Origin of the sequence: Ralstonia sp. Ralssp110 (assembly GCF_047325135.1) — a bacterium.
In the GTDB taxonomy this organism is placed as follows: domain Bacteria; phylum Pseudomonadota; class Gammaproteobacteria; order Burkholderiales; family Burkholderiaceae; genus Ralstonia; species Ralstonia mojiangensis.
Window position 1 is genome coordinate 410993 of record NZ_CP168609.1, and the last position, 22945, is coordinate 433937.

The 22945-nt window shown below is 62.2% G+C and carries 18 protein-coding genes; 4 read left to right on the forward strand and 14 right to left on the reverse strand.

Translation table 11 applies throughout. The annotated features are described in order from the left end of the window. The 3 genes from ACEN9T_RS02440 (at window position 1) to ACEN9T_RS02450 (ending at window position 3431) form a co-directional block, all read left to right on the forward strand. A complete protein-coding gene (locus ACEN9T_RS02440) occupies window positions 1-816 on the forward strand; it encodes an OmpA family protein (RefSeq protein ID WP_413706317.1) in 816 nt (271 codons plus the stop codon). 155 nt (window positions 817-971) lie between these two features. Next, window positions 972-1805: a hypothetical protein gene (locus tag ACEN9T_RS02445; RefSeq protein WP_413706318.1), complete on the forward strand. Its 834-nt coding sequence runs from the start codon at window positions 972-974 to the stop codon at window positions 1803-1805. A gap of 75 nt (window positions 1806-1880) precedes the next feature. After that, entirely contained in the window at window positions 1881-3431 is a 1551-nt protein-coding gene (locus ACEN9T_RS02450; protein ID WP_413706319.1) for a TIGR04222 domain-containing membrane protein, read from the forward strand. A gap of 5 nt (window positions 3432-3436) precedes the next feature. On the opposite strand, the gene tssA is transcribed toward ACEN9T_RS02450, so the two are convergent. The 14 genes from tssA to ACEN9T_RS02520 form a co-directional block, all read right to left on the reverse strand. After that, window positions 3437-4513 (reverse strand): type VI secretion system protein TssA, encoded by a 1077-nt coding sequence (gene tssA, locus ACEN9T_RS02455; protein ID WP_092975307.1) that lies wholly within the window; start codon window positions 4511-4513, stop codon window positions 3437-3439. Window positions 4514-4546: 33 nt separating this feature from the next. After that, a complete protein-coding gene (locus tag ACEN9T_RS02460) occupies window positions 4547-4954 on the reverse strand; it encodes a hypothetical protein (RefSeq protein ID WP_254775722.1) in 408 nt (135 codons plus the stop codon). A 137-nt stretch (window positions 4955-5091) separates the two neighbouring features. Beyond that, on the reverse strand, window positions 5092-5838 hold the full coding sequence (locus ACEN9T_RS02465) for a putative type VI secretion system effector (RefSeq protein WP_413706320.1): 747 nt from the start codon (window positions 5836-5838) through the stop codon (window positions 5092-5094). Beyond that, window positions 5839-8478 (reverse strand): T6SS effector BTH_I2691 family protein, encoded by a 2640-nt coding sequence (locus ACEN9T_RS02470; RefSeq protein ID WP_413706321.1) that lies wholly within the window; start codon window positions 8476-8478, stop codon window positions 5839-5841. 133 nt (window positions 8479-8611) lie between these two features. Beyond that, window positions 8612-9478 carry a DUF4123 domain-containing protein gene (locus ACEN9T_RS02475; protein WP_413706322.1) on the reverse strand — a complete coding sequence of 289 codons (867 nt, stop codon included), beginning with the start codon at window positions 9476-9478 and terminating at the stop codon, window positions 8612-8614. 91 nt (window positions 9479-9569) lie between these two features. Beyond that, a complete protein-coding gene (locus ACEN9T_RS02480) occupies window positions 9570-12332 on the reverse strand; it encodes a type VI secretion system Vgr family protein (RefSeq protein ID WP_413706323.1) in 2763 nt (920 codons plus the stop codon). A 21-nt stretch (window positions 12333-12353) separates the two neighbouring features. Continuing rightward, a complete protein-coding gene (gene tssH / locus ACEN9T_RS02485) occupies window positions 12354-15077 on the reverse strand; it encodes a type VI secretion system ATPase TssH (RefSeq protein WP_413706324.1) in 2724 nt (907 codons plus the stop codon). A 39-nt stretch (window positions 15078-15116) separates the two neighbouring features. Continuing rightward, on the reverse strand, window positions 15117-16208 hold the full coding sequence (gene tssG, locus ACEN9T_RS02490; RefSeq protein WP_413706325.1) for a type VI secretion system baseplate subunit TssG: 1092 nt from the start codon (window positions 16206-16208) through the stop codon (window positions 15117-15119). Then, complete coding sequence (tssF, locus tag ACEN9T_RS02495) at window positions 16172-18022, reverse strand: type VI secretion system baseplate subunit TssF (RefSeq protein ID WP_413706326.1); 1851 nt, start codon at window positions 18020-18022, stop codon at window positions 16172-16174. Before tssF ends, tssG begins: the two co-directional genes overlap by 37 nt. A 79-nt stretch (window positions 18023-18101) precedes the next feature. Beyond that, window positions 18102-18575, reverse strand: coding sequence for a type VI secretion system baseplate subunit TssE (gene tssE / locus ACEN9T_RS02500; RefSeq protein WP_024978979.1), 474 nt, complete (start codon window positions 18573-18575; stop codon window positions 18102-18104). Window positions 18576-18643: 68 nt separating this feature from the next. After that, complete coding sequence (locus ACEN9T_RS02505; RefSeq protein WP_009241815.1) at window positions 18644-19147, reverse strand: Hcp family type VI secretion system effector; 504 nt, start codon at window positions 19145-19147, stop codon at window positions 18644-18646. Window positions 19148-19252: 105 nt separating this feature from the next. Continuing rightward, complete coding sequence (tssC, locus tag ACEN9T_RS02510) at window positions 19253-20737, reverse strand: type VI secretion system contractile sheath large subunit (RefSeq protein ID WP_024978980.1); 1485 nt, start codon at window positions 20735-20737, stop codon at window positions 19253-19255. Further along, window positions 20730-21242 carry a type VI secretion system contractile sheath small subunit gene (gene tssB / locus ACEN9T_RS02515; protein WP_009241817.1) on the reverse strand — a complete coding sequence of 171 codons (513 nt, stop codon included), beginning with the start codon at window positions 21240-21242 and terminating at the stop codon, window positions 20730-20732. The genes tssC and tssB overlap by 8 nt, the downstream gene beginning before the upstream one ends. A gap of 34 nt (window positions 21243-21276) precedes the next feature. Further along, a complete protein-coding gene (locus ACEN9T_RS02520) occupies window positions 21277-21909 on the reverse strand; it encodes a hypothetical protein (RefSeq protein WP_092975583.1) in 633 nt (210 codons plus the stop codon). A 437-nt stretch (window positions 21910-22346) separates the two neighbouring features. On the opposite strand from ACEN9T_RS02520, the gene tssJ reads away from it, so the two are divergent. Next, complete coding sequence (gene tssJ / locus ACEN9T_RS02525; RefSeq protein WP_254775731.1) at window positions 22347-22940, forward strand: type VI secretion system lipoprotein TssJ; 594 nt, start codon at window positions 22347-22349, stop codon at window positions 22938-22940. Window positions 22941-22945: the final 5 nt, after the last annotated feature.

A 22945-nucleotide genomic window follows, 5' to 3' on the forward strand; every position in this document is an offset into this window, starting at 1 on the left:
ATGGGTCTGGATGCAATCAAGCGCGGCTTCCGGCCTGCAACACTTCTGGCGAACGCCGCGATGCTGGTGTGCCTGGGGAGTGCCCTGGCCGCCCATGCCGCCGCTGGCGATGCCCCCGTGCCGGGTCAGGTCGTGGCCGGCGGCATGGTTCCGGACGAAGCCACCAAGGCGAATGTGCTTACCAAGCTGCGCGAGCTGTACGGCAGCGCCAACGTGGTAGATCAGATCGAAGTGGGTAATGTTGTCTCGCCGCCCAACTGGTCTGCCAACGTGCAGAAGATCCTGTCGCCGGCCATCAAACAGGTCAACCGTGGGCAGCTCAACATCGACGGTACGCAGGTTTCCCTGCACGGCGACGTTGGTAACGAGGCGCAGCGCCAGCAGCTCACAAGCGACATGGCGACGGCGCTGGGCCAGAGCTACACGATCAAGAACGGGCTGCGCGTGGCGGCGGTGTCCGAGCAAGGGCTGCTGGACCAGACGCTGGCCAACCGCATCATCGAGTTTGAAACCGGCAGCGCCACGCTCACGCCCAAGGGCCGCGCGATTCTGGATGAAATGGCCGCCGTGCTGCCGCGCCTGAACGGCCGCAAGATCGAAATCGTCGGCCACACCGACAACTCCGGCAGCCGCGCGCTGAACCTCAACCTGAGCCAGGCGCGCGCTGAAACGGTCAAGAACTACCTCATCGCCAAGGGCGCCGAGCAAGGCACGCTCACCGCGATGGGCGTGGGGCCGGATCAGCCAGTCGCCGCCAACAACACCGATGAAGGCCGCTCGCGCAATCGGCGGATTGAGTTTCGGGCGAGTAAGTGACGCGGGAGGATGCTCGCCGGCGGGCACGGTTGCGTGAGCCGTCGCCTGCTACCTCATTACAGCCGGGTGATGAACGGCGTGCGCCCTCCCAGATCCGGCTTGAGTACCTCGACCCCACCAGGAAGCCGTCGCAGCCAATCGCGCAGTTTTCTCCGATGAAAGAGCGTATCTGGTGGCTCTGGTGCCATCTGGTATGGGCTTGGCAGCAGCTTGAGCACTGGCTTGCCAGTCGACGACAGGGCGCGCCCGTCGCGATCGTCAGCGGAATCATTCGCTCAGTACAGGTGGATAACGCGGCATTCAAGGCCTATGAGGCCATGGGACGGAGCGTCGACACCAATGCGCACAGCGCATATGACTACACCGACGATATCTCGCGAGACACCTACTATCGCGTGACCCCCGTCGTCATCACGCTGACGGACAACCGGGTCATCTACTTCTGCGAATACCAGGTCACGGACCGTCGTGTTTCGTCCAATGCGCCCTATTTCGCAGGCCTGAACGGCATGCGCGTGCTTGCTGCAGGCTGGTGGGACAACGACTGTTTTTCGGCGTGGGGCATGCGCTTGACCGGCCGCCGTGAGCCACAGACCGTCTATGTTACAAAGCGCCCTCGCGACTTGCCGGAGCCGCTGGAGACCATACTGTCGCGCAGGAGCTCCGGCTTTAACGAGGCGATCGGCCTTCTCGGTTATTTCAGCGCGCTGATGCTCGTGATCATGCTTTTTGTGGCGGGCAGCGAGTTGGGTCTCGAAGATGCCAGCACCCTCACGGGGATGATGGTCGGGATGTTTACCCTGGCGCCGATGTTGCTCGTGGTCATTTCACAGACGCTGATGCGCCTGATGGCGGGGCCTCTGCGCCCGATCCCAGAAATGATGGCGGCTGGTGAATACGGTAACCGCCATCTCCGCTTGCGCAGCTTTGACTTCGGCCGCTGTGAGCGCGCGGTATTTGAAGCGTTGGAGCGACATGAAGAGAATTAGTCGTTCGCGGCTAGGTGCATGCAAGCGCGCAGTGTCCTCCGAGCAAGTAGGCATTAACGGTTGACAGCAACGCACATGACACCGTCCGCCCCATCGATCCTGCCCGATTCCGCCCCGACCGAAGCCGATCGGGAAGCCTGCCTGCGTCGGCTGAGCGAGTATTCACCGGACGCGCCTGATGCGCCAGTGCCGTTCAGCCACCGCCTGGCCGAAGCCGAGGGGTGGTCGCGTTTATATACGCTGACTGTCATCGAGGAATACAAGCGCTTCGCGTATCTAGCGGTGTTTGCAGGGCACCCCGTCACGCCTTCCGAGGCCATTGATGCCGCCTGGCATCTCCATCTGCAATATTCGAAAGAGTATTGGACGGTGTTCTGCGGGGAGGTACTGGGCGCGCCGCTCCACCATGCGCCAGGTATTGGTGCCCCGGACGAAGACGACACCTACGCACAGCACTACCAGCAAACGATCGAAAGCTATCAGCGCACGTTTGGTATGGAGCCGCCTCCCGATATCTGGCCGGTGCCGGAACCTGTCCAGCCAGACAGTGCGCCAGAGGCTGCCAGCCCCGCACGACATCCGTCCAACCCTGTCACACCGCCGCCTGCATCAACCGCGCGCTCATTCATGCCATCCGTATGGCTTGTGATCGGCGTCAGCCTCATCGCCATCACCACGAATGCCGCCTCGGATGTCGATGTGCTGAGCTATTCGGGGCCGCGGTTTCTCGCGTTCTATCTGGGCGTGTGCCTGATGGCGTGTCTGCTGATCCGGGGCCTGCATCGAGTCTCGTACAGCCGCAACCCATGGGGAACCAGCGGGGGCAACGTGCCGCGTCAGCTGACGCCTGCCGAGGCCGCGCTGATCACCGGTGACGCCGCACGAATGGCACAGGTTGCGGCGTTGGCGCTGCTTGATGCGGGTGCGATCCGCATGGTCCCTCCGGCTAAAAGGAAACGCGACCGCAACACCTACGTGGTCGCGAACCAGGACCGAACGCCGGAGCGCCACGTCAACGCATGGACATGGCTCGCCCGGCAAACGCAGGAGCGCTCGCCGTGGCCGAACTTTCGCAATCGGCTCGTCGATGAAGCATCCGATATGACAAATCGGCTGCGCAGCGAAGGATGGCTGTGGACCCGCGGCGCGATGCGGGGAACAACGCTCGCTGCGTGGGCCATTGTGCTGGCGACGCTGTGGCTTGGCGTGATGAAGGTCTTTGTGGGGCTGTCCCGGGAGCGTCCGGTGATGTGGCTGCTGGTCGAGATGGCGTTGTTCGCCATCGTGTACTGGGGTGTGACGGCGCGGCTGATCGGCGTCGGCCGTGCCGGCCCCACTGCGGGGGCCAACGCCGCGCTCGATGTTTACCGTCAGCGCGGCCAGCAGGGGCCACGTGCCGGTTTGTCGACGCACGATCTACTGTGGTTGACCGCGTTTGGCGGCACGAGCGTGCTGGCCAACACAGCGTGGGCCGGATACCGATCGATGATGGGACCACCCGCCGGCGCCAGTTCCGGCGGCTCCGGAGGCGACACGTCGAGCAACTGCAGTTCAAGCAGTAGCTCTAGCAGTTGCAGCTCGAGTAGCTGCGGATCCAGCGGCTGCGGCGGTTGTTCGAGCAGCTAGCCGGTTCAGCTCGCGCTTTCCGACGGCGGATCGCCCAGGCCCAGCAGCTCCTCAATCTGCGACAGCGTCGCATCATCTTTGACCACCGTACGCAGCCACGCATGCAGCGGCATGTCGCCCCATTTCGCGGCACGCGCGGCGAGGTAAGCAACGGGGCTGTGCGGCTCGGTCTGGCGGAAGAACTCGGCTACATCGCGCAGCTGGTTCAGCGCCTGCGCACGCGTGCGGATCGGGCCGACGGCAACCGTTTCAACAACCGCGCCTGCGGCTGACTGGGCAGCCTGTTGTTGAGCGCCCTTCGCTTCCACCGCGGTGGGCTTGGGTTCTGGCTTGCCACCAAAGCGCTCCACCAATGCGCGCACCGCCTGCAAGGCTTCCCGCGCCGGGCGGAAACTCGGCGCGTGATCCCCCGCCCGTGCATCCAGAACGGATTCCAACCGCAGCAGCGCGGCGCCACAGCCGACCACATCGTCGTGCAGCGTCTTGTAGAACGCAGGCGGCGTGGCGCGCCGTGCGGATTCAAACTGCTCCTGCGTTATTTTTCCGCGTGACAGCTCGTCTGCCTGTTCCGGATCGCGGCGGATGGCTTCGACCAGGCTGGTCGCGACTTCCCAATCGATCAGGCTGTAGCCACCCTTGCCCGCGTCCACCAGCGGCACCTCGCGAATGAGCTGGCTCGAACGCGTCGCAAGCCACGCCATGCTGCCCGTGCGGGCTTCAGGATCATCGGCTTCCGGCAGCGGATAGAGGTGCTCCCAGAACTGTTCGCACAAGCCGGCGATCAATTCGTAGCCCTCGCGCAGGCCGGCAAAGCCACGCTCCTTGGACAGCGCCTCGGCCAACCATGCGGCCAGGCGCAGATCCTTCGTGCGGTTCTGCAGCAGTGACGTGCTCTCGGCAATGACGGCGCGCCAGTCGGCCTCCTTGATCTCCGTGACCCACTCACCTTGATCGAGTGACGGGTCATCAAACCGGCGCGCATCCTGGATGCTGTCGAATTCTGCAGAGAAGAGCATGTCTTCACCGCACGGCTGGGCGCCGGGCAGCGGAGCGAGCAATTGGTCAAACGGAAGAGAGGCCATGTTCGGAAACGAAACCGGAATGCAATACGAAAATCAGGGCTTGCCGACACGGCAATCCGCCAGCGCCAGCGTCAGGCCAACGAACTGCCGGTTCAGGCAATCCAGCGTGATGTCCTTGCTGGGCTTGTACGCCGCAAGCTTGTGATCGGGAAACAGCGCCTTGAGCGCGTCACGCTGATCGTCCTGGAACGGCGCGCCCACTTTCAGCTCTTCGGTCAGGGCCAGCGTGTTCAGGCTGTCGTCGGACAACGGATAGACCTGACCCTTGAAGACCAGGCGGCGACCGTCGTATTTCTTCGACGCGGTCGGCGCGTCCTTGAAATATTCGGTCAGTACCTGGCGGTACGAAACCTGCAACGGGGTGTCGTCCTGAGCGAAAGCGGGCGTGACGAGCAACGCGACCACAGCAAAAGCGGCGGCGAGGCGGGACAGTGCGTTCATATCAGCGTGCGTGAAATGTGACGTCCGCACGCGCGGGGCGGACGGTGGAGATGCTACGCAGGCTTGAGGCGGTTGGGGGGATTGTTTCTAAATCTTCATGTGCCCGGAATCGACCGAGATTCGCCTCTGGAGTCAGATCAATAGCGGAAGTAGAAGGAACCGTATTCCCCCGGGTCATCGGGCTTGCGCTGGGCTTTCGCAGATTTGACCAAATCGACATTGGCAGAGTCAGGGATGCCCAGGGTGCGGCAGACTCGCTCCGTCAGTCGCACGAAGGGCATCCATTTTCGGGCGAGGCTAATGGTCATCAGGCCGAAGAACGCATAGAACCCGGCGCTCATGGCGAGGAAGCCGTACGGGAAAACGTCGTGCAGCAAATTCTGCGGCGACTCGACGAGCAACAGCATGATTCCCAGTATCGGCGCCCCTAGTCCCACAAGTATCCCTGCTACTCCTATAACCCACCATTTCACCGCATTCTTGATATGCCGGGCCTTACCCCGAGAGCAATGCGGGTACAACGCGATGATGCGGTCCTCTGGTCTGGCAATGCCCGCTGTCTCATAGTGGTCATTACGCCATTCGGCGGCCACTTCGACTTTGTCCCCTTCTTTGAAAGGACTGCGCCAGACCCAGCCCTTGACCGGATCGCCGTCAAGGTCGAATTCGACGTAATCAGCATGTTCCTCCGCACTCGATGCGGACGCTGCTGTCGCGATCGCGGGTCCACTCAGCCCCGCGATGCCCGCTGCAATGGCGACCACTCCGAGCTTGTCCCGATCGTCCTCCGTAAACACGAAACTCGCTTCTGCACGGGTGACCTTGTAGTTCGTTATCGTGCCAGTCAGCTTTACCAGCCCTTCAGGCCGTTGCTCGATTTTCATTTATTGGAAACCCATTTTGACCAAAGCATCCGACAACTTCTCATCCTGTTCCTTTGCAGTCTTATAGCCGCCGGTGCCGCGTTTCTTGCCAAAGGCCGAATGATCGACCCACTCTTCGAGAGCATTGGGTGTAATGATCCAGATAACTACCTGAATGCCAATCAATCCAACGGTGACCCATCCGCCAGCGGCCATGCCCAAGATGCGCAGCCCAATAAACGCGGCCGCGCGCGCGCCAACGGCTTCGACGGCAGTGCCCACTGCAACACGACCAGTGAGGCGCGCGACGAGTGGCGCTGCATAGGTGAGACCGACGGCTACAGTGAGTACGCCAGAGCCCAAACCCATGAGTCCCTTTGCAGAATAGAAGAACGTCAAATAGCCATAACCCTTGTCGTAGTTTTTTACGGCATCGCCGATATCCAGCGCAACCCCGATAAACGTAGCACCGCCACTGAGCATCCCACCCCACAACTTCAACCCTTGGTATGCCCAAGTGTTGGTCCCCATATTGGGCATGTTCTTCGCCACCGTGGCAGCGATATCGAACATCGCACTAGTGATGCTCATGCTGGAAGCCAGTAAGCTCAAGTAGCTCTTGGTGTCGTTCTTGCTTTTGCAGTCAGCAAGCAGCTTCGCGAAGTTCACCCCTTCGATCGCCCCTACCACCAACGCCAGCCGCGCATCTTTCACCGCTTGGCCCACGGCCGTGCCACCGCTGGCTCTGAAACCACCCCACGTAGCCTTGAGCGATTCAGCCTGTGCACTTCTGATCGCCGGCGTGTCCGCCGCCAAAAATGCACGCGCCGTACGCAAGCGCTTCAATAACTGTTCGCGCAGCAGTCCTTCACTCTTGGCCTGAGCGATGATCAGATTGACCGAATCGGCCGGGGTGACAAAAGCGCGGACGCTGAAAATATGCTGAATGATCTTCTCGCTGACGTAGTCAGCGAGCGTATCGATACGGAAAAAGCGAAATACTGCATCACCCGCACTGATGACAACTTTATCCACCCCGCGCATGTTTAACGGCTTCAGCCGCGCGCCGAAAGCCAATGAACCAGCTTGCGACGCGGCCTTGGTGTTCGCATCAAATACACTTTGCGCCTTTTTATAAGTGTCGGCGAAAGCCTTGAGGCTCTTAGTGGTGTAGCCCATCCACTCCAGAGTCTTCGCTTCGGTGCGCTGGCTCTTGTGCTGCTTCGCTTCGGCCAGCGCCTTGTCCAGCTCTGCTCGCGCGGCAGTCTGGTTGAGCGCAACCGCGCGCCAAAGTAGGTTGCCCTCCACGCTGGCTTTGCATTCGGCAACCCAGTCCGAGATTTTCCGTGCCCCAGATCGGCAACTACCCAGCCCGAAGATCGCTTCGCCAATGTCCTGCTCGAACAGCAATCCGTCTTCCACGTTCTCGCCATGGTAGTCGTTCAGCGTGTCAAGCAGCAGCGCGGACTCCAGCCAGTGAATAAGCGGTACGGTACGTCTGTCGACAATCCCGGCCGCCTTCGCGTGAAATTCCTCCAACCTTGCTTTGAATTTTTCGGCAGACGCATCAATGCGGTCCTGATACTTGGGCCATGCCTGTTCCGCCATGCTCTTGCCAAACGCCTTGCCCACCTGCGGCGCTGAAGCCGCCAGTGTGGCTTGCAGACTCCGAAACTGCTTAAGCTGATTTTGCAGATACTCATCGTCCGGCGAAGACTTCAGTTTCTCCTCCAGCTCACGTATCCCGTCCTGCAGTGGGCCGTCTTCCACACCGCGCCGAATGTATTCTTCCCCTTGCGCCTGAGCAACGCCCTCTAGCGTTTCCTTGAGCCCGGCATAGCTGTTGAGTGCCGTCAACTGCAATTCCCGCTCATCGCTGTACTTTTTGATCCATCCGGCTGCGTCGTTCCTGAAACCGTTGAGTTCGTGCGTGATTCCCATGGCGTCCCAGAGCGCCAGCACATGGGGCTTGGCCGTCGTCCCTGCGCCTTTACCACGATTCTCCATGTGCTTGACCGTACCCTCTGCCATACCGTTCCGGAAATGCCATGGATACCGGGTACTCATCTGTTCAAGCTTGTTCGCCAGATAGCTGCCGTCGTCCTTACTCAAAGTGCCCACGGAGGGATTGAACGGCAGCGGAGCCTTGGGCGTTGTTGGTGCGTATTCGAGCACAGCTTCAAGCACTGCCTTGTCGGCAATGTGGCCATGGCTGTGCTTTGCTCCAGCAGCCATCACCCCCGGTTGAATGGTCTGCATACGCTTGTTGCGGAGCTTGCTGTTCTTCTGATACTCCTCCAGGGTCTCGTCGCTCCATTTATGCTCGCTATAGGCAATCCAGGTCGCACCGCATCTTTCAGGGTGTTCAATCACCAGATAGTGCACTTGAGTGTTATTGGTCCCGTGGCGTGAGCATTGCAGTACCGGGGTACTTTGCGGCTGAGCGGATTTTGGATCAGATTGGCGAATCAGGCTGCCATCTTCACCAACTGCGTAACATTCCCACTGCTTGGAGCCGCGTGCATTTTTGTCATAGAACAGATACAGGTAGCCAGTGCGCAACGTACGCAGTGCATATTGAAAATCGTCTCCCAAAGGCACACTTTTCACCCGGTCACCGCTGACCCAGTCAGGCAACGCCGCATTGACGCTCTTCGGCACGACGGCATATCGAACCGGCAGAATAGGCAGACCGGTGGCTTTGCACTGGTCGCAGAATTGGCTGGGGGGTGAACTAGGTGGCATGAGGTGTTCTGGATTGTCTTGGCGAAATTAGCTATGCCTTGATGGCACTTCAGCCAACGGCTACCACACCGCTCTCATTCGCGATGCGCTGCCAGTCGTGCTCTTCCAGGCCGTCGATCAAACTCGTGAAATAGTCGCCCTCGCTGCGCAGCGCGAGACGAGCCTGTACTAGCGGATGGGCGTCAAAATCCGGATGGATATCCAACGCGGCGCGTGCATAGGCCGCGAGATCGCGCTTGTCATTGAAACCGGCTGCGCGCGCCCGGCGTACGGCCGCGAGCGCGCCCATGCACAAGGAATCGAATTGCGCTCCGATGATCTGAGCTCGCCCCCACTCTCGGAGTGCCATGTTTAGCGATGCGATGCAACCAACGTCTTGCCACTGGTCCGGACTCAACGTCAGCGGCGCCTGTGCACGTTCGCCATCAATGGGATCAACCCGCAGCTCAATCAAACTACCAGCTGGATTCAGCAACCAAAAGGTTTCGATGGGCCCAAGTAAAGCATTTCGCTGTGCACGAGAAAGAAATGACCAAAGCCACCACAGCACTGCGGGGTCTTGCAAGCGCAACCAAGCAAGACCACCGTGTTGAGGGTGACGCTGGAGCATGCTTGATGCCAAGTGACGGGCTACGTTACGGACGGGCTCTGAACTGGTCAGCCAGCCGGTTATCCGCCGGCCCCAACCATTGCATAGAGATTGAGAAGGCAATTCCTCGAGCGCACTCAGAACGCTTTGCTCAAGAAAATGACTATCTTTGAACTTTGCGACATTCAAAGGCAACAGCATTGGGTAATGCGAGGGGTCGATGCCCGGGTGTGCAACCTTGACGCGCTCGTTTCTGCTCTGCGAATAGCCTTCCCAGAGTGCATCGTCTTCCGAAATGATGCGCGGCACCGTGTCGATCAACAGCATGCAATCCGCGTCTAGCCTTGCAATCACACTGGAATGCAATGCTTGGCTAATCTGTGCAGCCTGCCGCGATAGTTGATCAGTCATGGCACCTTCAACCTAACGGTATGAGTGCGCTTTGCTCGCGTGCAGCACCTTCTACAGCAGGACTGCACCCCTTCAGATTGCCACTCGCAAGACTGTTGTCTGCCCCCGCCCCACCCGGCCCCACAAACCGATGCCCCGCCCCCTTAAACGTCACCATCCCAGGTGCATGCAGCTCAATCGTGCCGTTCGTCACCTTGATCTGCGCACCGGCCGCATTGACGAGCACATGCTGCTTCGCCTCCGCCGTCACGTTGCCCTGGGTGGACGCCACGGTCACGGCCTTCTCGGCTACCAGATGGCTCTCGCCCTTGAGGCTGGAGAGCCCGACCTTGCCGCTGGCGGCATGCATGGCGATGCCAGGTGTCGCGTCGCCCGCCTGCCCAAGCGATTTGCCGTGCGCGTACAGGCTCAATCCCTCGGCGACTGCGACTGAGAGATTGCCGCCCGCGGCAACGTTGGTGTCCTGCTTCGCGATCAGCGTGGCTTGCGTGCCGGCAACCAGCACAGCATCCACAGGCGTCGTGCTGACGATGCCCTTGGGCGCGGAGACTTGCAGATGCGGTTCGCTGTAGGCGATGGCTTGTGCGCCCTCGCCGGCGCTTTCCGCATGGCGCAGCACTTCGGTGGTGTGGCGCAGTTGCTTGAGCGCGGGAAGCTCCTTGGCGGCAGGTTCATCGGCCAGGCCGGCCTTCTGCTTCTGCGCTGCGTCGGCAAGCGATTCGGCGAGGTAGCTCACGGCTTCGATCTGACTGGCGGCGGCTTCGCTGTCTTGCAGCGCGGCGCCGGCGTCGGCACTGTGCGCGGTGAGTAGCAGGCCGGCGCCGGCGCGCACGCTGCCGCTGTCGTCGGTGGCCAGCGCGGCCCCGTGGCCAAGATCTGCCTGCCGCGCGCTGTCGACCTGTTCCTTGTGATGGCCAAGCACGAGGCCCGTGGCGGCCTGCGTGGTGCTGAGCTGCGTGCGGGCCTGCCCTTCGGAGTCATCAAAGACGAGTTGGTTGTAACCCGACGAGCCCGACTGGCTGCCGGCTAGCGCCTGCGTCTTGATGCCGGACAGCACGGCGTTGTGGGCGTAGGCGCCCTGGCTCTTGCTGTCGCCGGCAAACCACGCCGGCGCGTTGCCGGTGGCGCCGGCTGCGCCGGCCTGGTTCTGGTTGTACTGCGCGTCGGTCTGGCCGCTGCCGTTGTAGGCAGCGCCCACCACCACAGGCCGATCGATGTCGCCTTGCAGGAATTCGACCAGCACCTCCTGGCCGACGCGCGGTAGCGCCACGCCGCCCCAGTTCGGGCCGGCCACGGGCGCCGTCACGCGCACCCATGCGCCAAGACCTGCGCTGGCACGCGCGTTGTCGTCGCCGGCCGGATGCGATTGGCGGCTGGCTGACCGCGCGCCGCGCTGCCAGTGGAATTGCACCTTGATCCGATGGTCCCGATCGGTATGCACAGGGCCTTCCGAGCCCACCACCAGCGCGGTCTGGCTGCCGTTGACGGTCGGACGTGGGTGCAACGCACGGCCTTGCTCGTCGCTCTGCTGCGGGCGCACGGGCACGTTGTCGCGCACGACGGTGAAGTGGTTGCGATAGAACGGCGCGTCGTCGCCCGTGCCGTGGTTGCTGCCGGCGGCCAGCACATCGCCGCCACGCAGTGCGCCCAGCGTTTCGGTCAGCAGCTGGCCGAAGCGGTCGTTGAAGTTGTTGCGCGCCTGGTGCGTCACGGCCAACACGGCAAAGCGCTGCTCGCCATCGTCGTGATCGAAATGATCGAGCAACTGGAAGCGCGTGCCGGTCGCCAACGTGCGCGCTGTGCCTTCGCCGTCGAACTGCTTGTCACGCAGCTCCAGCGCTTCCATCATCAGCCGCGCGACGCGCTGTGCCTGGTTGTTGTCTTCAAACCAGTACTGACCGGGGTAATCGGTGTCTTGCAGCGTCAGCTGCGGGCCGTCGTTACCTTGCTGCTGCGCGCCGAGCTGCGCGGCGCGCTTGGCGTTGGTGCGGTAGTCCCAGCTTGCAATCGACACGGCGTTCGTTTGCCAGCGGCGCGCGCCTTGCCAGCGGTCGATCACGTCTTCGGTGGCGGTGGCATCTGCGCGGCCAAAACGGATGCTCGCCTGTGCGTTGTCGACAAACACGTCGTCGGCATCGGCAATGACCATACGATGTACGCCTAGCGCGTCACCATCCTTGGCTTCGTGCTCGAAGAAATAGAACAGCCCTTCTTCGGCAAGCAGGCGCGTGACGAAATCGAAGTCGCTTTCGTCGTATTGCGTGATGACGCTGCGACGCGTGTAAACCGAGCTGTCGCGCAAGGCCCAGCGCCATGCGGGCACGAGGCGGCCTTGGCCCTGGTAGTCGCCAAACAGGCTGTCGATCACCTCGATGACCGACATGTCCTGGAACAGGAAGCTGTCTTGCCGGTGGCGCAGGAATGCCAGCCAGGGTTCGATCACCAGCCGATAGCGCACCAGGCCGCCGTTGGCCCCCACCTGCTCGAAGCGCGTCACGTGACCATGAAACGGCCGCAGCGCGCTTCGGCTCTGCTGCGTCAGCAAGTCCAGCCGCACCGGCTGGCCGAGCAACTTGGCCGAATCGATGTCGGCGTTGTCAGACAGCGCCGTGAGTTCCAGGCGAAAACCGCCTGCGTCGATGTGCTCGGCAGCGTCCACCTGTTCAGGCAGCAGCGCGTTCGGCCCCAACGGCGTTTCCAGCCGCAGCAGCCGGTCGGCCTGGGAGAACGACGCACGTAGCAGGTTTGCCAACTCGGTCGGAGAGACCATGATGTGCTCCAGCGAAGCCACTTAGTTGATGCGGTACTTGAACTCGCCGTTCTTGCCGACGCCGACTTTGATCTTCTCGACGCTGTCGCCCTCGGCCATGCGCGTCAGCACCGACTCGGCAATCTGCGGAAGCAGCGTACCGTTGAGGATGTGATCAACCGCGCGGGCGCCGGCATCCACTTCCGTGCAGCGTGCGAGCACGGATTCAACCAACGCGCTGTCCCACTGGAACGTCGCCTTGTGGTTAATGGCCACGCGATCGCGGATGCGACCCAGCTTGAGCGTGATGATCTCGGCCAGCACGTCGTCGGAAATCGGGTAATACGGCACGACCTTCATGCGCCCGAGGAATGCGGGCTTGAACGCCTTGTAGAGCGTCGGGCGCAGCAGCTCTGCCAGCGCATCGGTGTCGGGCAGTTCCTCGGCAGGTTTGTTCAGGCACGCCTGCATGATGGCCTGCGACCCGACGTTCGACGTGAGGATGATGATGGTGTTGCGGAAGTCGATCGGGCGGCCTTCGGCGTCGTCCATCTCGCCCTTGTCGAATACCTGGAAGAACATCTCCAGCACGTCCGGGTGGGCCTTCTCCACTTCATCCAGCAGCACAACGCTGTACGGGTTGCGACGCACGGCTTCGGTCAGCACGCCGCCTTCGCCATAGCCGACATAGCCCGGCGGCGAGCCCTTAAGGCCCGACACGCTGTGCGCTTCTTGGTACTCGCTCATGTTGATGGTGATGAGCTTGCGTTCACCGCCGTAGAGAATGTCAGCCAGTGCCAGCGCTGTTTCCGTTTTGCCGACGCCCGACGGGCCGGCAAACAGGAACACGCCGCGCGGCTTGTTCGGGTCTTCCAGGTTGGCGGTGGCGGTGCGCACGCGCTGGGCAATGGCATCCAGCGCGTGGTCCTGCCCGATTACGCGGGCGGCCAGCAGCGGCTTGAGGTTCAGCACCGTGCGCAGTTCGTCCTTGACCATGCGGCCCAGCGGGATGCCCGTCCAGGCCGAGACGATTTCCGACACGACATGGCCATCCACCTGCAGCGGCACCATGGGCGATTCGCCTTGCAGCGCGCGCAGCTCGGCAAGCAGCTTGGCCAGTTCGTCCTGCTCGTCCGCTTTGTCGGCAGCGCGCTTGCGTTTGGGGATCGACACCACGTCGCTGTTGGCGGCCACGGGCAGTGCGTCTTCCTCGCCGGCTTGCGCGGCATCGCTTTCGCGCGCTTCGCGCAGCGCCTGAATCCGTGCAACCAGCGCGCGCTCCTGCGCCAGACGTTCGGTGTTTTGCGCGACGCGTTGCTCCAGTTCCGTGCGCTGCTCGTTCAGCGCCTTCAAGCGTGCATCGTGCTCGGCACCGGCGCTTTGCTCGCGCTGCAGCGCGTTGATTTCGCCCTGCAGGCGTTCCAGCGTTTTCTGGTCGTCTTCGATGGCACCGGGCGTGGCGCTCTGGCCCAACGCCACCTTGGCGCAGGCCGTGTCCAGCACGCTGACGGCCTTGTCCGGCAGTTGGCGGCCGCTGATATAGCGATGCGACAGCCGCACTGCCTCGGTAATCGCTTCATCCAGCACGCGCACTCCAAAGTGGCGCTCCATCAGCCCAGCCATGCCGCGCAGCATGGCGGCCGCCAGCGGCTCGCTGGGCTCTTCCACCTTCACGACCTGGAAGCGGCGCGCCAGTGCGGCATCTTTTTCGAAGTACTTCTTGTATTCGCTCCACGTGGTGGCCGCAATCGTACGCAGCTCGCCGCGTGCGAGCGCGGGCTTGAGCAGGTTGGCCGCATCGTTCTGCCCGGCCTGCCCGCCCGCACCGATGATGGTGTGCGCTTCGTCAATGAACAGGATGATCGGCTTCGGGCTCTTCTTCACCTCGTCGATCACGTTCTTCAGACGGTTCTCGAATTCGCCCTTGACGCTGGCGCCGGCCTGCAAGAGACCCATGTCGAGCGTGCGCAGCGTCACGCCCTGCAGCGGCGGCGGCACGTCGTTGGCAGCCACGCGCAAAGCCAGGCCCTCCACCACTGCGGTCTTACCCACGCCCGCTTCCCCGGTGAGGATGGGGTTGTTCTGGCGACGACGCATCAAGATGTCGATCACTTGGCGGATCTCGGCATCGCGGCCGATCACAGGGTCGATGCGACCATCGCGCGCGGATTGCGTCAGGTCGACGGTGAACTGATCCAGCGCCGGTGTGGCCGTCAGGGCGGCAGCGGGCTTGCCGCCTTCGCCCTGCGCTGCATCTGCGCCGTCGTCAGCAATGTCCACGGCCTGCACTTGTTCGTCTGAACCGGCGGTCAGTCGATCGAAATCGTGCTTGAGGCGGTCTGCCTGAATCTGCCCGAACAGGCGCGAGCCACGTTGCGCGAGCGCCGACAGGCTCGGCTCCGTCAACAGTGCCAGCAGCAGATGGCCGGACCGGATGCGCGTGATTTGCGAATCGAGCGAGGCAATCAGCCAGCCGTGCTCGAACAGCTTCGGCAGGTACGGCGAAAACGCCGGCGTGCGCGTATTGCCGGTCTGGAAGCGGCCGATCTCGGCCTCCAGGTCACGCTGCAGCGCCGCGAGGTCGATACCGCTGGCACGGGCAGCCACAGCAAAATCACTGCGGCGGTTTTCCAGCAACGCCAGGAACAGGTGTTCGAGATCGACCTCGTAGTTGCCGCGCGCCATGCACAGCGACGCGGCGCGCTCGGCGGCTTGCCGGCTTGTCGCATTCAGCTTGGCGATCAGGGTTTTGAGTGGGATGGCCATGGCGGCAGCGCTCCGAAAGAATCGATGAATGTGTCGGTATCAATGCAGCGGCGCGAGCGTGTACTGCGCATCGCTGCGGTCCTGCTGCGCGGGGCGGGAGCACAGGAAGGTGTCCCAGCCCAGGCGGCCGTCGTTGCTGTTGTCCAGCGTGCTGCCGATCACGTCTTGGTGGCGCAGGATCAGCTTGATCTCAAACTCCAGCGTGGTGCCGCACAGGATGGTCAGCATCTTGCGCAGTGCCAGCGCGCCAGACGCACCGGGCAGGAAATTGCGGTACTGCGCGCGCTTGAGCGGCCCGACCCACAGGCGCACGCGCAGGTCGCGCTGCCACACCCGCGCGCCGGCCAGCGCCGTGGCGCCCAGCACGTTGTTGGTGCTGCCCAGCCGCGTGTACTGCGACGCCGGCACGCGATACCACCCGCCGACGAACTGCTCCACCCGCATCGGCGCCTGGAAGTAATCCGACAGCACACGCTGCAGGTACGCCGCAGACACCGGCCGATGCCGGATCGCCGTGGCATAACCGGCCAGCGCTTCGTCGAGGATCGGCCCCGGCGTGGTGGAAAGATCGCGGCGCAGCGTCTTGTCAGCCGCACCCGCCAGCGATAGCAGCAGCGGCAGGTAATGCTTGCTGCTGTCAACTTCGTACTGGAACGGCAGGCGGTATTTCTTCCACGCCAGGTAGAACAGCGCCGTTGCCCGGTTCGAGAAGATGTCGAAGAACGCACGTGCAGCGCGGTCGCGCCACAGGCTTTCGCGCTCCGCCACGATTTCGGTGTAGCGCAGCGGCAAGGCACCTTGGCCGCCCAGCATGCCGAAGAACGTGGGCGTGATCGCCAGCAAATCGAGTGCGCCCTCTTCCAGCGCAGCGATGAACGCGGTATCGGTTTCGAGCATCTCGGCGGTAATGCCCTCGGCCTCGATGTGCTGCAGTTCGCTGGGCGGAAACGAGAGCGACAGCGTGTTACGAAAGCTCAGGCGCGTGGCCAGTGCCTGCTCGGGCGCCATGCCGCCTTCGCGCGCAAACAGCTGCTCCAGCAACCGCACGGCTTGGAAGAACTGGTACCGGTGCGGCTGCTGGAGCAGCCGCCGGATCACACCAGGATCGATTCGCCGCTGCGGGGTGCGCATTTGACCAATTCCTTGCCGCTGCGGCGCGAGACCGCAATCAACTGCACAAAGCTGTTCATGTGGACGTACAGGCCGAAAAAGTGGTCCAGCACACGGATGAACCGGTGCATGCTGGTGCCCACAAAGGCGTCTTCATCCAGCGTGAGGCGCACTTCCAGGCCGCGCACGAAGGTGGCGAACGGCTTGCCGGCCAGCCACTGCGTCGCCGGTTGGTAGTCCAGGGCAACGATGCCCTCGATCTGCCGTGCCGAGATCGCGTTGCGCGGCAGATCGTGCAGACGCAGCATCTCTTTCAACGTCGGCAGACCGTTCTGCACGAGCGACAGATGGTTGAGCGCCAGCAGCGAGATTAAACGCCATTGCGCCGCCCGTCCGCCGCCAAACCGCATCGACGGCGTCGGCTTGCGCAGGAAGGTGATGTTGCGGGCGATGGAGCTGCCTTCCATCGACAGATCACCATCGGGCTGCCCGAACGCCAGCGTCGAAGGCAGGTCGCGGTTCGTGCAGGTGACGGTCAGGCTCAGCGTATCCGTCTGCGGGCTGGCGGGGTCGAACTGCGTATCGACGATGGAGATTTCAGTTTCGAAACCCGGGCTGCGCTGCGCAATCAGCTCGTTGCGGCGTGCCAGCCAATAATGGCCCGCGCGGCCGGGCTCTTCCCCGTGATGGAGGGAGTAGAACGGCCGGAACTCCGTGACCTTTTCGTGTGCCGCGGTCTCGCGCACCAGTTGCACGTTGTCGATGGAATAAATGTCAAAGCCGTGCGCGCGACGGCTGTCGGCCACCACTGGGTAGGCGCTGGCCGTATGTTCGATGCGGATCGGGTCGGCCTTCTGCTGGAACAGATTGACCACGGGCGTGCAATGCAGGCGCAGGTGCTCCGGCTGCAGGTTCTCGAGCAGGCGTGCGGCGTGCGAATCGCTGCGCACGTCTTTCAGCACCAGATGCAGCGTCAGACGGCGCACCGGCACGCCCGGCGTCAGGCCGCGTCGCAATGCAGCCAGGTCGATGTCGAAGAAGTTGAATTTCTCGGCAAAGCTGAAGTGCTCGGTCAACAGCCGATAGGCCGGGTGCGAGCGTGCCGGGCAATCGATCAGGGATTCGTCTTCGGTGAAACCGACTTCGTGCAAAGGCACGGAAATCAGGCGCTTCCAGACGCCTGCGCGTTCAGCTTCAACATAGCCAGCCGCGGTATGCAGGAACAGCGCGTCACCGAGCGCGGCTACGAAAGACGGTTCGCCGTCCATATAGACGCGCAGTTTGTCCAGTGGCAGCGATTCAAAACCGCCGCGCTCGCCCACGTATTCGAGCGTGATGGCAATGGCGCCCGTCGCGCCTTTGGGCAATTGCACGGCCGCCGGCGCCGACACTGCGCGCTCGAACGTCGCGCCGGCAACGCGCACCGGCGCGAACGTGACGTCGTACGCGGTGCGGAAACGGCATTCGACCTTGCGCACCACGCGTGTGGTGAGAAATGTGCCGCGCGCAATCGTGACCGGCGCGCTCAGTTGCGCAGCCACGCCGCGCACATCGAAATGCGCCACCGAGCACGATGGAAAGGGCCGCAGGTAGTGCGGATACAGCACCTCCAGCAGCGCCTCGGTAAATTCTGGGTAGTCGTCGTCGAGCTTCTTGCTGACGCGTGCGGTCAGGAAGGCAAACGACTCGATCATCCGCTCGACATGCGGATCGTCGCAGCCGTCGCCCGACATGGCAAGGCGGCCGGCGATCTTCGGATACCGCTCGGCGAAGTCGCGCGAGTACCGGCGCAGGAAGGCCAGTTCTCGTTCGTAATAAGGCAGCAGCTCTTCCATTCTTCGTGGCGGTCCGGTGGCGATCCTGCGGGTGCTTCAGCGTATTGCGGGTGGTGCGTTTGTGCAGGTCCGTGCAATCTCAGCCGCGTCCGCGCGAAACGGAATACCGCAGCGTCGATGGTTGCAGCATGGCGTCAAAACTCACGGGCTCGCGAGCGGGCCCCACCAGCAGCACCGCGCTGATCCCAAAGCACAAGGCATTGGTCGCGCGTTCATTGATTTCCAGCGACACATTCACATGCTGCAGTCGCGGCTCGTGCCGCTCGATCGCCTTGGTGAGCGACTGGCAGATGTAGTTGCGGTCGTAGAAACTGGCCAGGCTCAGGCCGGAAAAATCGTTCAGGCCATACGTGAGCAACGACCGCTTGCATTCCGGCAAGCCGTGCAAGTCGTCCTCTTCCAACACGATGCGCGTGTTGAGCAAGGATTCAATATCGCGTGCCACGGTGCTCTTGAGTTCTTCAAGCGAGAGCTGGCGCAATGCCGTGGGCATGGGCGCGTGCGGCTCGTCGTCGAAGAGCTTGTCGAGCAGGCTGGGTTCGAAGCCTTTCATATGCTGCTAGAAAACAAGACGCCGCAGCACGGCGGCTGCGGCTCTTGTCATCAGGAGAACGCCAAACGTTAAACCGAGTAGGTCTTGTCGTTCTTGGTGAGGCTCCAGGCGCCTTGCGAGTTGCCGCCTTGGCCGCCGGCGCTCTTCTGCTGCGTGTACTTCCACTGCACAGCGGCGTAACGCAGGCTGAAGGTGTCGGTCGGAATGCCCTGGGCGACCACTTGCGAATCGACTTCGCTCAGGATGGCGTTCTTCAGCTTGACTTCGAGGTACTTCACGCGGTTGCCTTCGCCGTCTGCGCGGAAGAACTCGATGGTCACTTCACCAAAGGTCGTGCCGCCCGAAGCGTGCTGGTACAGCAGCGGGCTGACGACGTCCAGATCCTTCGTGAAAACCATGTCGCGATGCTCGCAACGCTCAGCCGTGTGGCCGCCGGCGGTCGAAGCCGTGGCCGAACGCGGTTGGCTGATGGCCTGCGACCAGCTGTTGATTTCGATCCAGTCCTTGTGATCCTTGTCTTGCGACTCCCCCTTGATTGCCGGGCTGTCGAACTTGACGTAGATATCCTTCATACAGAGACCCTCTTCAATAGATTGGTTGTTGGTACTGCAACGGGTAACGAGCGTAACGGGTGGTTATGCCCGAACATTCCCCCCCGGGGAGAGTCCGGTCAGGAATTACGAGTTGGCCGACTTGGGCAGATCCGCCACCAAACGCAGCGAGATCGACAGTTCATCGAGCTGGAAATGCGGCCGCAGGAACGCCACCGAACGGTACGTGCCCGGCTTGCCCGGCACTTCCGCCACCTGGATCGACGCCTCGCGCAGCGGGAATTGCGCCTTCTGTTCTTGCGTGGCGTTGTCGTCCAGCAGCACGTACTGCGAAATCCAGCGGTTCAGGAACGTCTCAACGTTCTTGGCCGAGGCAAAGCTGCCGATCTTGTCGCGCATCATCGCTTTCAGGTAATGCGCCACGCGCGATACCGAGAAGATGTACTGCAGCTGCGCAGACAGGACCGCATTGGCGTTTGCACTGTCGGAGTCATACTTCTTGGCCTTCTGCGCCGACTGTGCGGCGAAGAACGCGGCGTAGTCCGTGTTCTTGCAATGCACGAGCGGGATGAAGCCGAGGTCGCTCAACTCCTTCTCGCGGCGGTCGGTGATGGCGATCTCGGTCGGGCACTTGAGTGCGATTTCGCCGTCGTCGGTCTTGAAGGTGTGCGTCGGCAGGTCTTCGACCAGGCCGCCGCCTTCCACACCGCGGATGGCAGCACACCAGCCGAAGTCGTCAAACGCTGCCGTCAGGCGCGCGCCGAACGCCCAGGCGGCGTTGCACCACAGGTACTTGCTGTGATCGGTGCCGTCCACGTCTTCAACAAAGTTGAAGCTCTCGACCACGGTGCCGTCCTTCGGGTTGTACGGCAGACGGCCCAGGAAACGCGGCAAGGTCAGACCGACGTAGCGCGAATCTTCCGAGTCACGGAACGACTTCCACTTGGCGTATTCGACCGTGTCGAACACCTTGGCCAGGTCACGCGGCTTGCCCAGGTCGGCAAAGGATTCCAGGCCCAGCAGCTCAGGCGATGACGACGCAATGAACGGCGCATGCGATGCCGCTGCCACGTGCGCCATCTGCTCGATGAAGTACATGTCTTCAGGCTGACGCGTGACTTCGTAGTCGCCAATCAGTGCACCAAACGGGGCACCGCCAAAGGTGCCGAATTCTTCTTCGTAGACCTTCTTGAACAGCGCGCTCTGATCAAACTCGATGGCGGTCTTGAAGTCCTTCGTCAGATCGCGCTTGGTCGCGTTGAGCGCCTTGATCTTGATCGTCTGGCCGGTACTCGTTTCCTTGACCAGATAGTTCAACCCGCGCCAGGTGGATTCCAGCTTCTGGAATTCCGGCGCGTGCATGATTGCGCTCAGTTGCTGCGAGATCAGGCGATCCAGCTCGGCCACGCGTGCATCGAGGGTGGCCGACAGATTGTCGGACACCACCACGGTGCCACTCAGCACCTGGCTGGCCAGCTCGCCAATGATGTCTTTCGCGCGCTCACGCTCGGAGTCGGACTTGGCGACGCGGCTTTGCTCTACGATGCTGTCCAGCAGGCTCACCTCTTCCGCAACCGAGGCGCCCTGCGCAGCGGATTGGTTCTCAAGCATCCTCGCCCCCGTTTTGCTTGGCGCCCAGCTTCTTCGCGTTTTCGGTGTTCTTCAGCACTTCCGACAGCAGGTCTTCGAGCTTGTCGTTACCGGCCATCTTGTTGCGCAGGTCAGCCAGCTTGGAGCGGGCTTCGAGCAGCTTGCGCAGCGGCTCAACCTGCTCGACAACGGCTTCGGGGCTGAAGTCTTCGAGCGAGCGGAACTTCAGGTCGACGCCAAAACGGCCGCCGTCTTCCGTCAGTGTGTTCGGCACCTGGAACGCCGCACGCGGCTCCACGCCCTTCATCACTTCGTCGAAGTTGTCGCGGTCGATGTTGACGAACTTGCGGTCGCGCAGCTTGGGTTGCTGCACTTCGGACTGGCCCGACAGGTCAGCCACCACGCCCACCACGAATGGCAGCTCTTTCGTCTCGATTGCATCGCCGATTTCGACGTCATACGTCAATTGCACACGCGGCGGACGCACCTTCTGCAGACGCTTCTGTACGCTTTCTTTCTTGGCCATCACGTTCCTCCAGGAATGCGAACCAGCGCTGTGCTTAACGCAGTGCGCCGAACGGGTCTGCGCTGCCGCTGGCAGCACCGGTGGCTGCTGCAGGCGCAGCAGTGGTGCCATGCTCGGCGGCCGGCGCTGCGCGGCGGACAACACGCGCGGGGCGGCGTACCGGCTGCTTGGCGACCGGCTGTTCACCCGGGAACAGGACTTGTTCGCCCAGCGTGTCGCGCAGCATCTTGGCAAGCACCTGCGCGTCGGTCTTCACGTCACCGGCCAGCGCGCTGTCGGCACGCAGCTCCTGCAGCGATCGGCGCGCCACGCGCAAGCCGCTCACCGCCAGGATGCTCTTGGCCTGGCGATCAGCGTTGTCACGCTGCAGGGCTTCTTCTGCAGCCAGGATGGCCTGGGGGTATTTCTCTGCGCCGAACTGGATCTGCGCGATGCGCACCCATGGCTCGTCACGGGTCGGGTTCTGCTTGGCGATCTGCTGGTACAGATCAATGGCCTTGTCCTGCTGGCCACCCTTGGCCGCAGCTTCCGCCTCCGACATGCTCTTGCCGAAGGCCTCGTCGGTTTGGGGTCCGGGGTTATTGGTCGCACAACCCGCAAAGAGCGCGGTGGCAGCAGCCAGCACGATGAAGGAACGGAGAACGGAAGTAGACGAGGATTTGGCCACGGCGAGACTCTTCAAAGTTTCAAAGCGGTGTGTCGATACCCAATCAAATTCGCCGGAATTGACGAGTTAAATGTTGGTCTCGACTGGCGCGAAATAGTACACTCCGCTCGTTGCCGTTGACAACCAAAAACGGATTATTAAGGAACCGAAACATCCTTTGTATTCAGTACCTTAGCGCCGCATCCGGCAACAATCTTCGATTATTAAGAAACCGAAACATTCTTTCGATTTACTTTATTAAGAAACCGAAACAATTCGCCACCCCTTTAGTGGAACGGGCGCAGCAGCAGTCAAACAAAGAGAATTAAGTAATTCAGAAATCAGGCATGAAGATGATGAAATTCGATGCTGCTTGGGGGCAAGCGGCAAGGCAGCCGGGCTGCGGCCGCCTTCTGAAGCACTCTCTGAAGCACCGTCTCGCAGGGGCGCTCAAGCTGATGCTGGTAAGCGCCACCGTGGTGGCGTTGGCCGCCTGCTCCACCGGTGCGAGCGTGCTGGCCGGCGCGGCCAACGGTGCGCTGGAAGCGATGGGGCTCAAATCGTCGAACCTGCCCGATGCACAGAAGCCGCCGCGCGAAGTGCCGCTCAAGATGACGGCGGGCAATAACCTGAACGCCGCCAACGACCGCCGTCCCGTAGCGGTAGTGGTGCGCCTGTATTCATTGAAAGACCCGACCAGCTTCCTGCAGGCGCCGTATGACACCTTCATCGACCCGGCGCGTGAGAAGCAAACGCTGGGCGCCGATCTGGTCAACGTGCGCGAGATGACGCTGATCCCAGGCCAGCGCTACGACTTCACCGAGAAGGTCTCGCGCGAAGCAACCACGCTGGGCATCGTGGCGCTGTTCCGCAGCCCTGCGTCACAGCGCTGGAAGTTTGCTTTCAACACCGAGAAGAACGAGAAGTCGGGCATCGTGATCGGGCTGCACGCCTGTGCCATGACGGTCACGTCCGGCACGCTGACCACCCCCGCCGGCACCACGCCGCTGACTGATCTGAACCTGCTCTCCCCCGCGGTGTGCGGTAGCTGAACAAC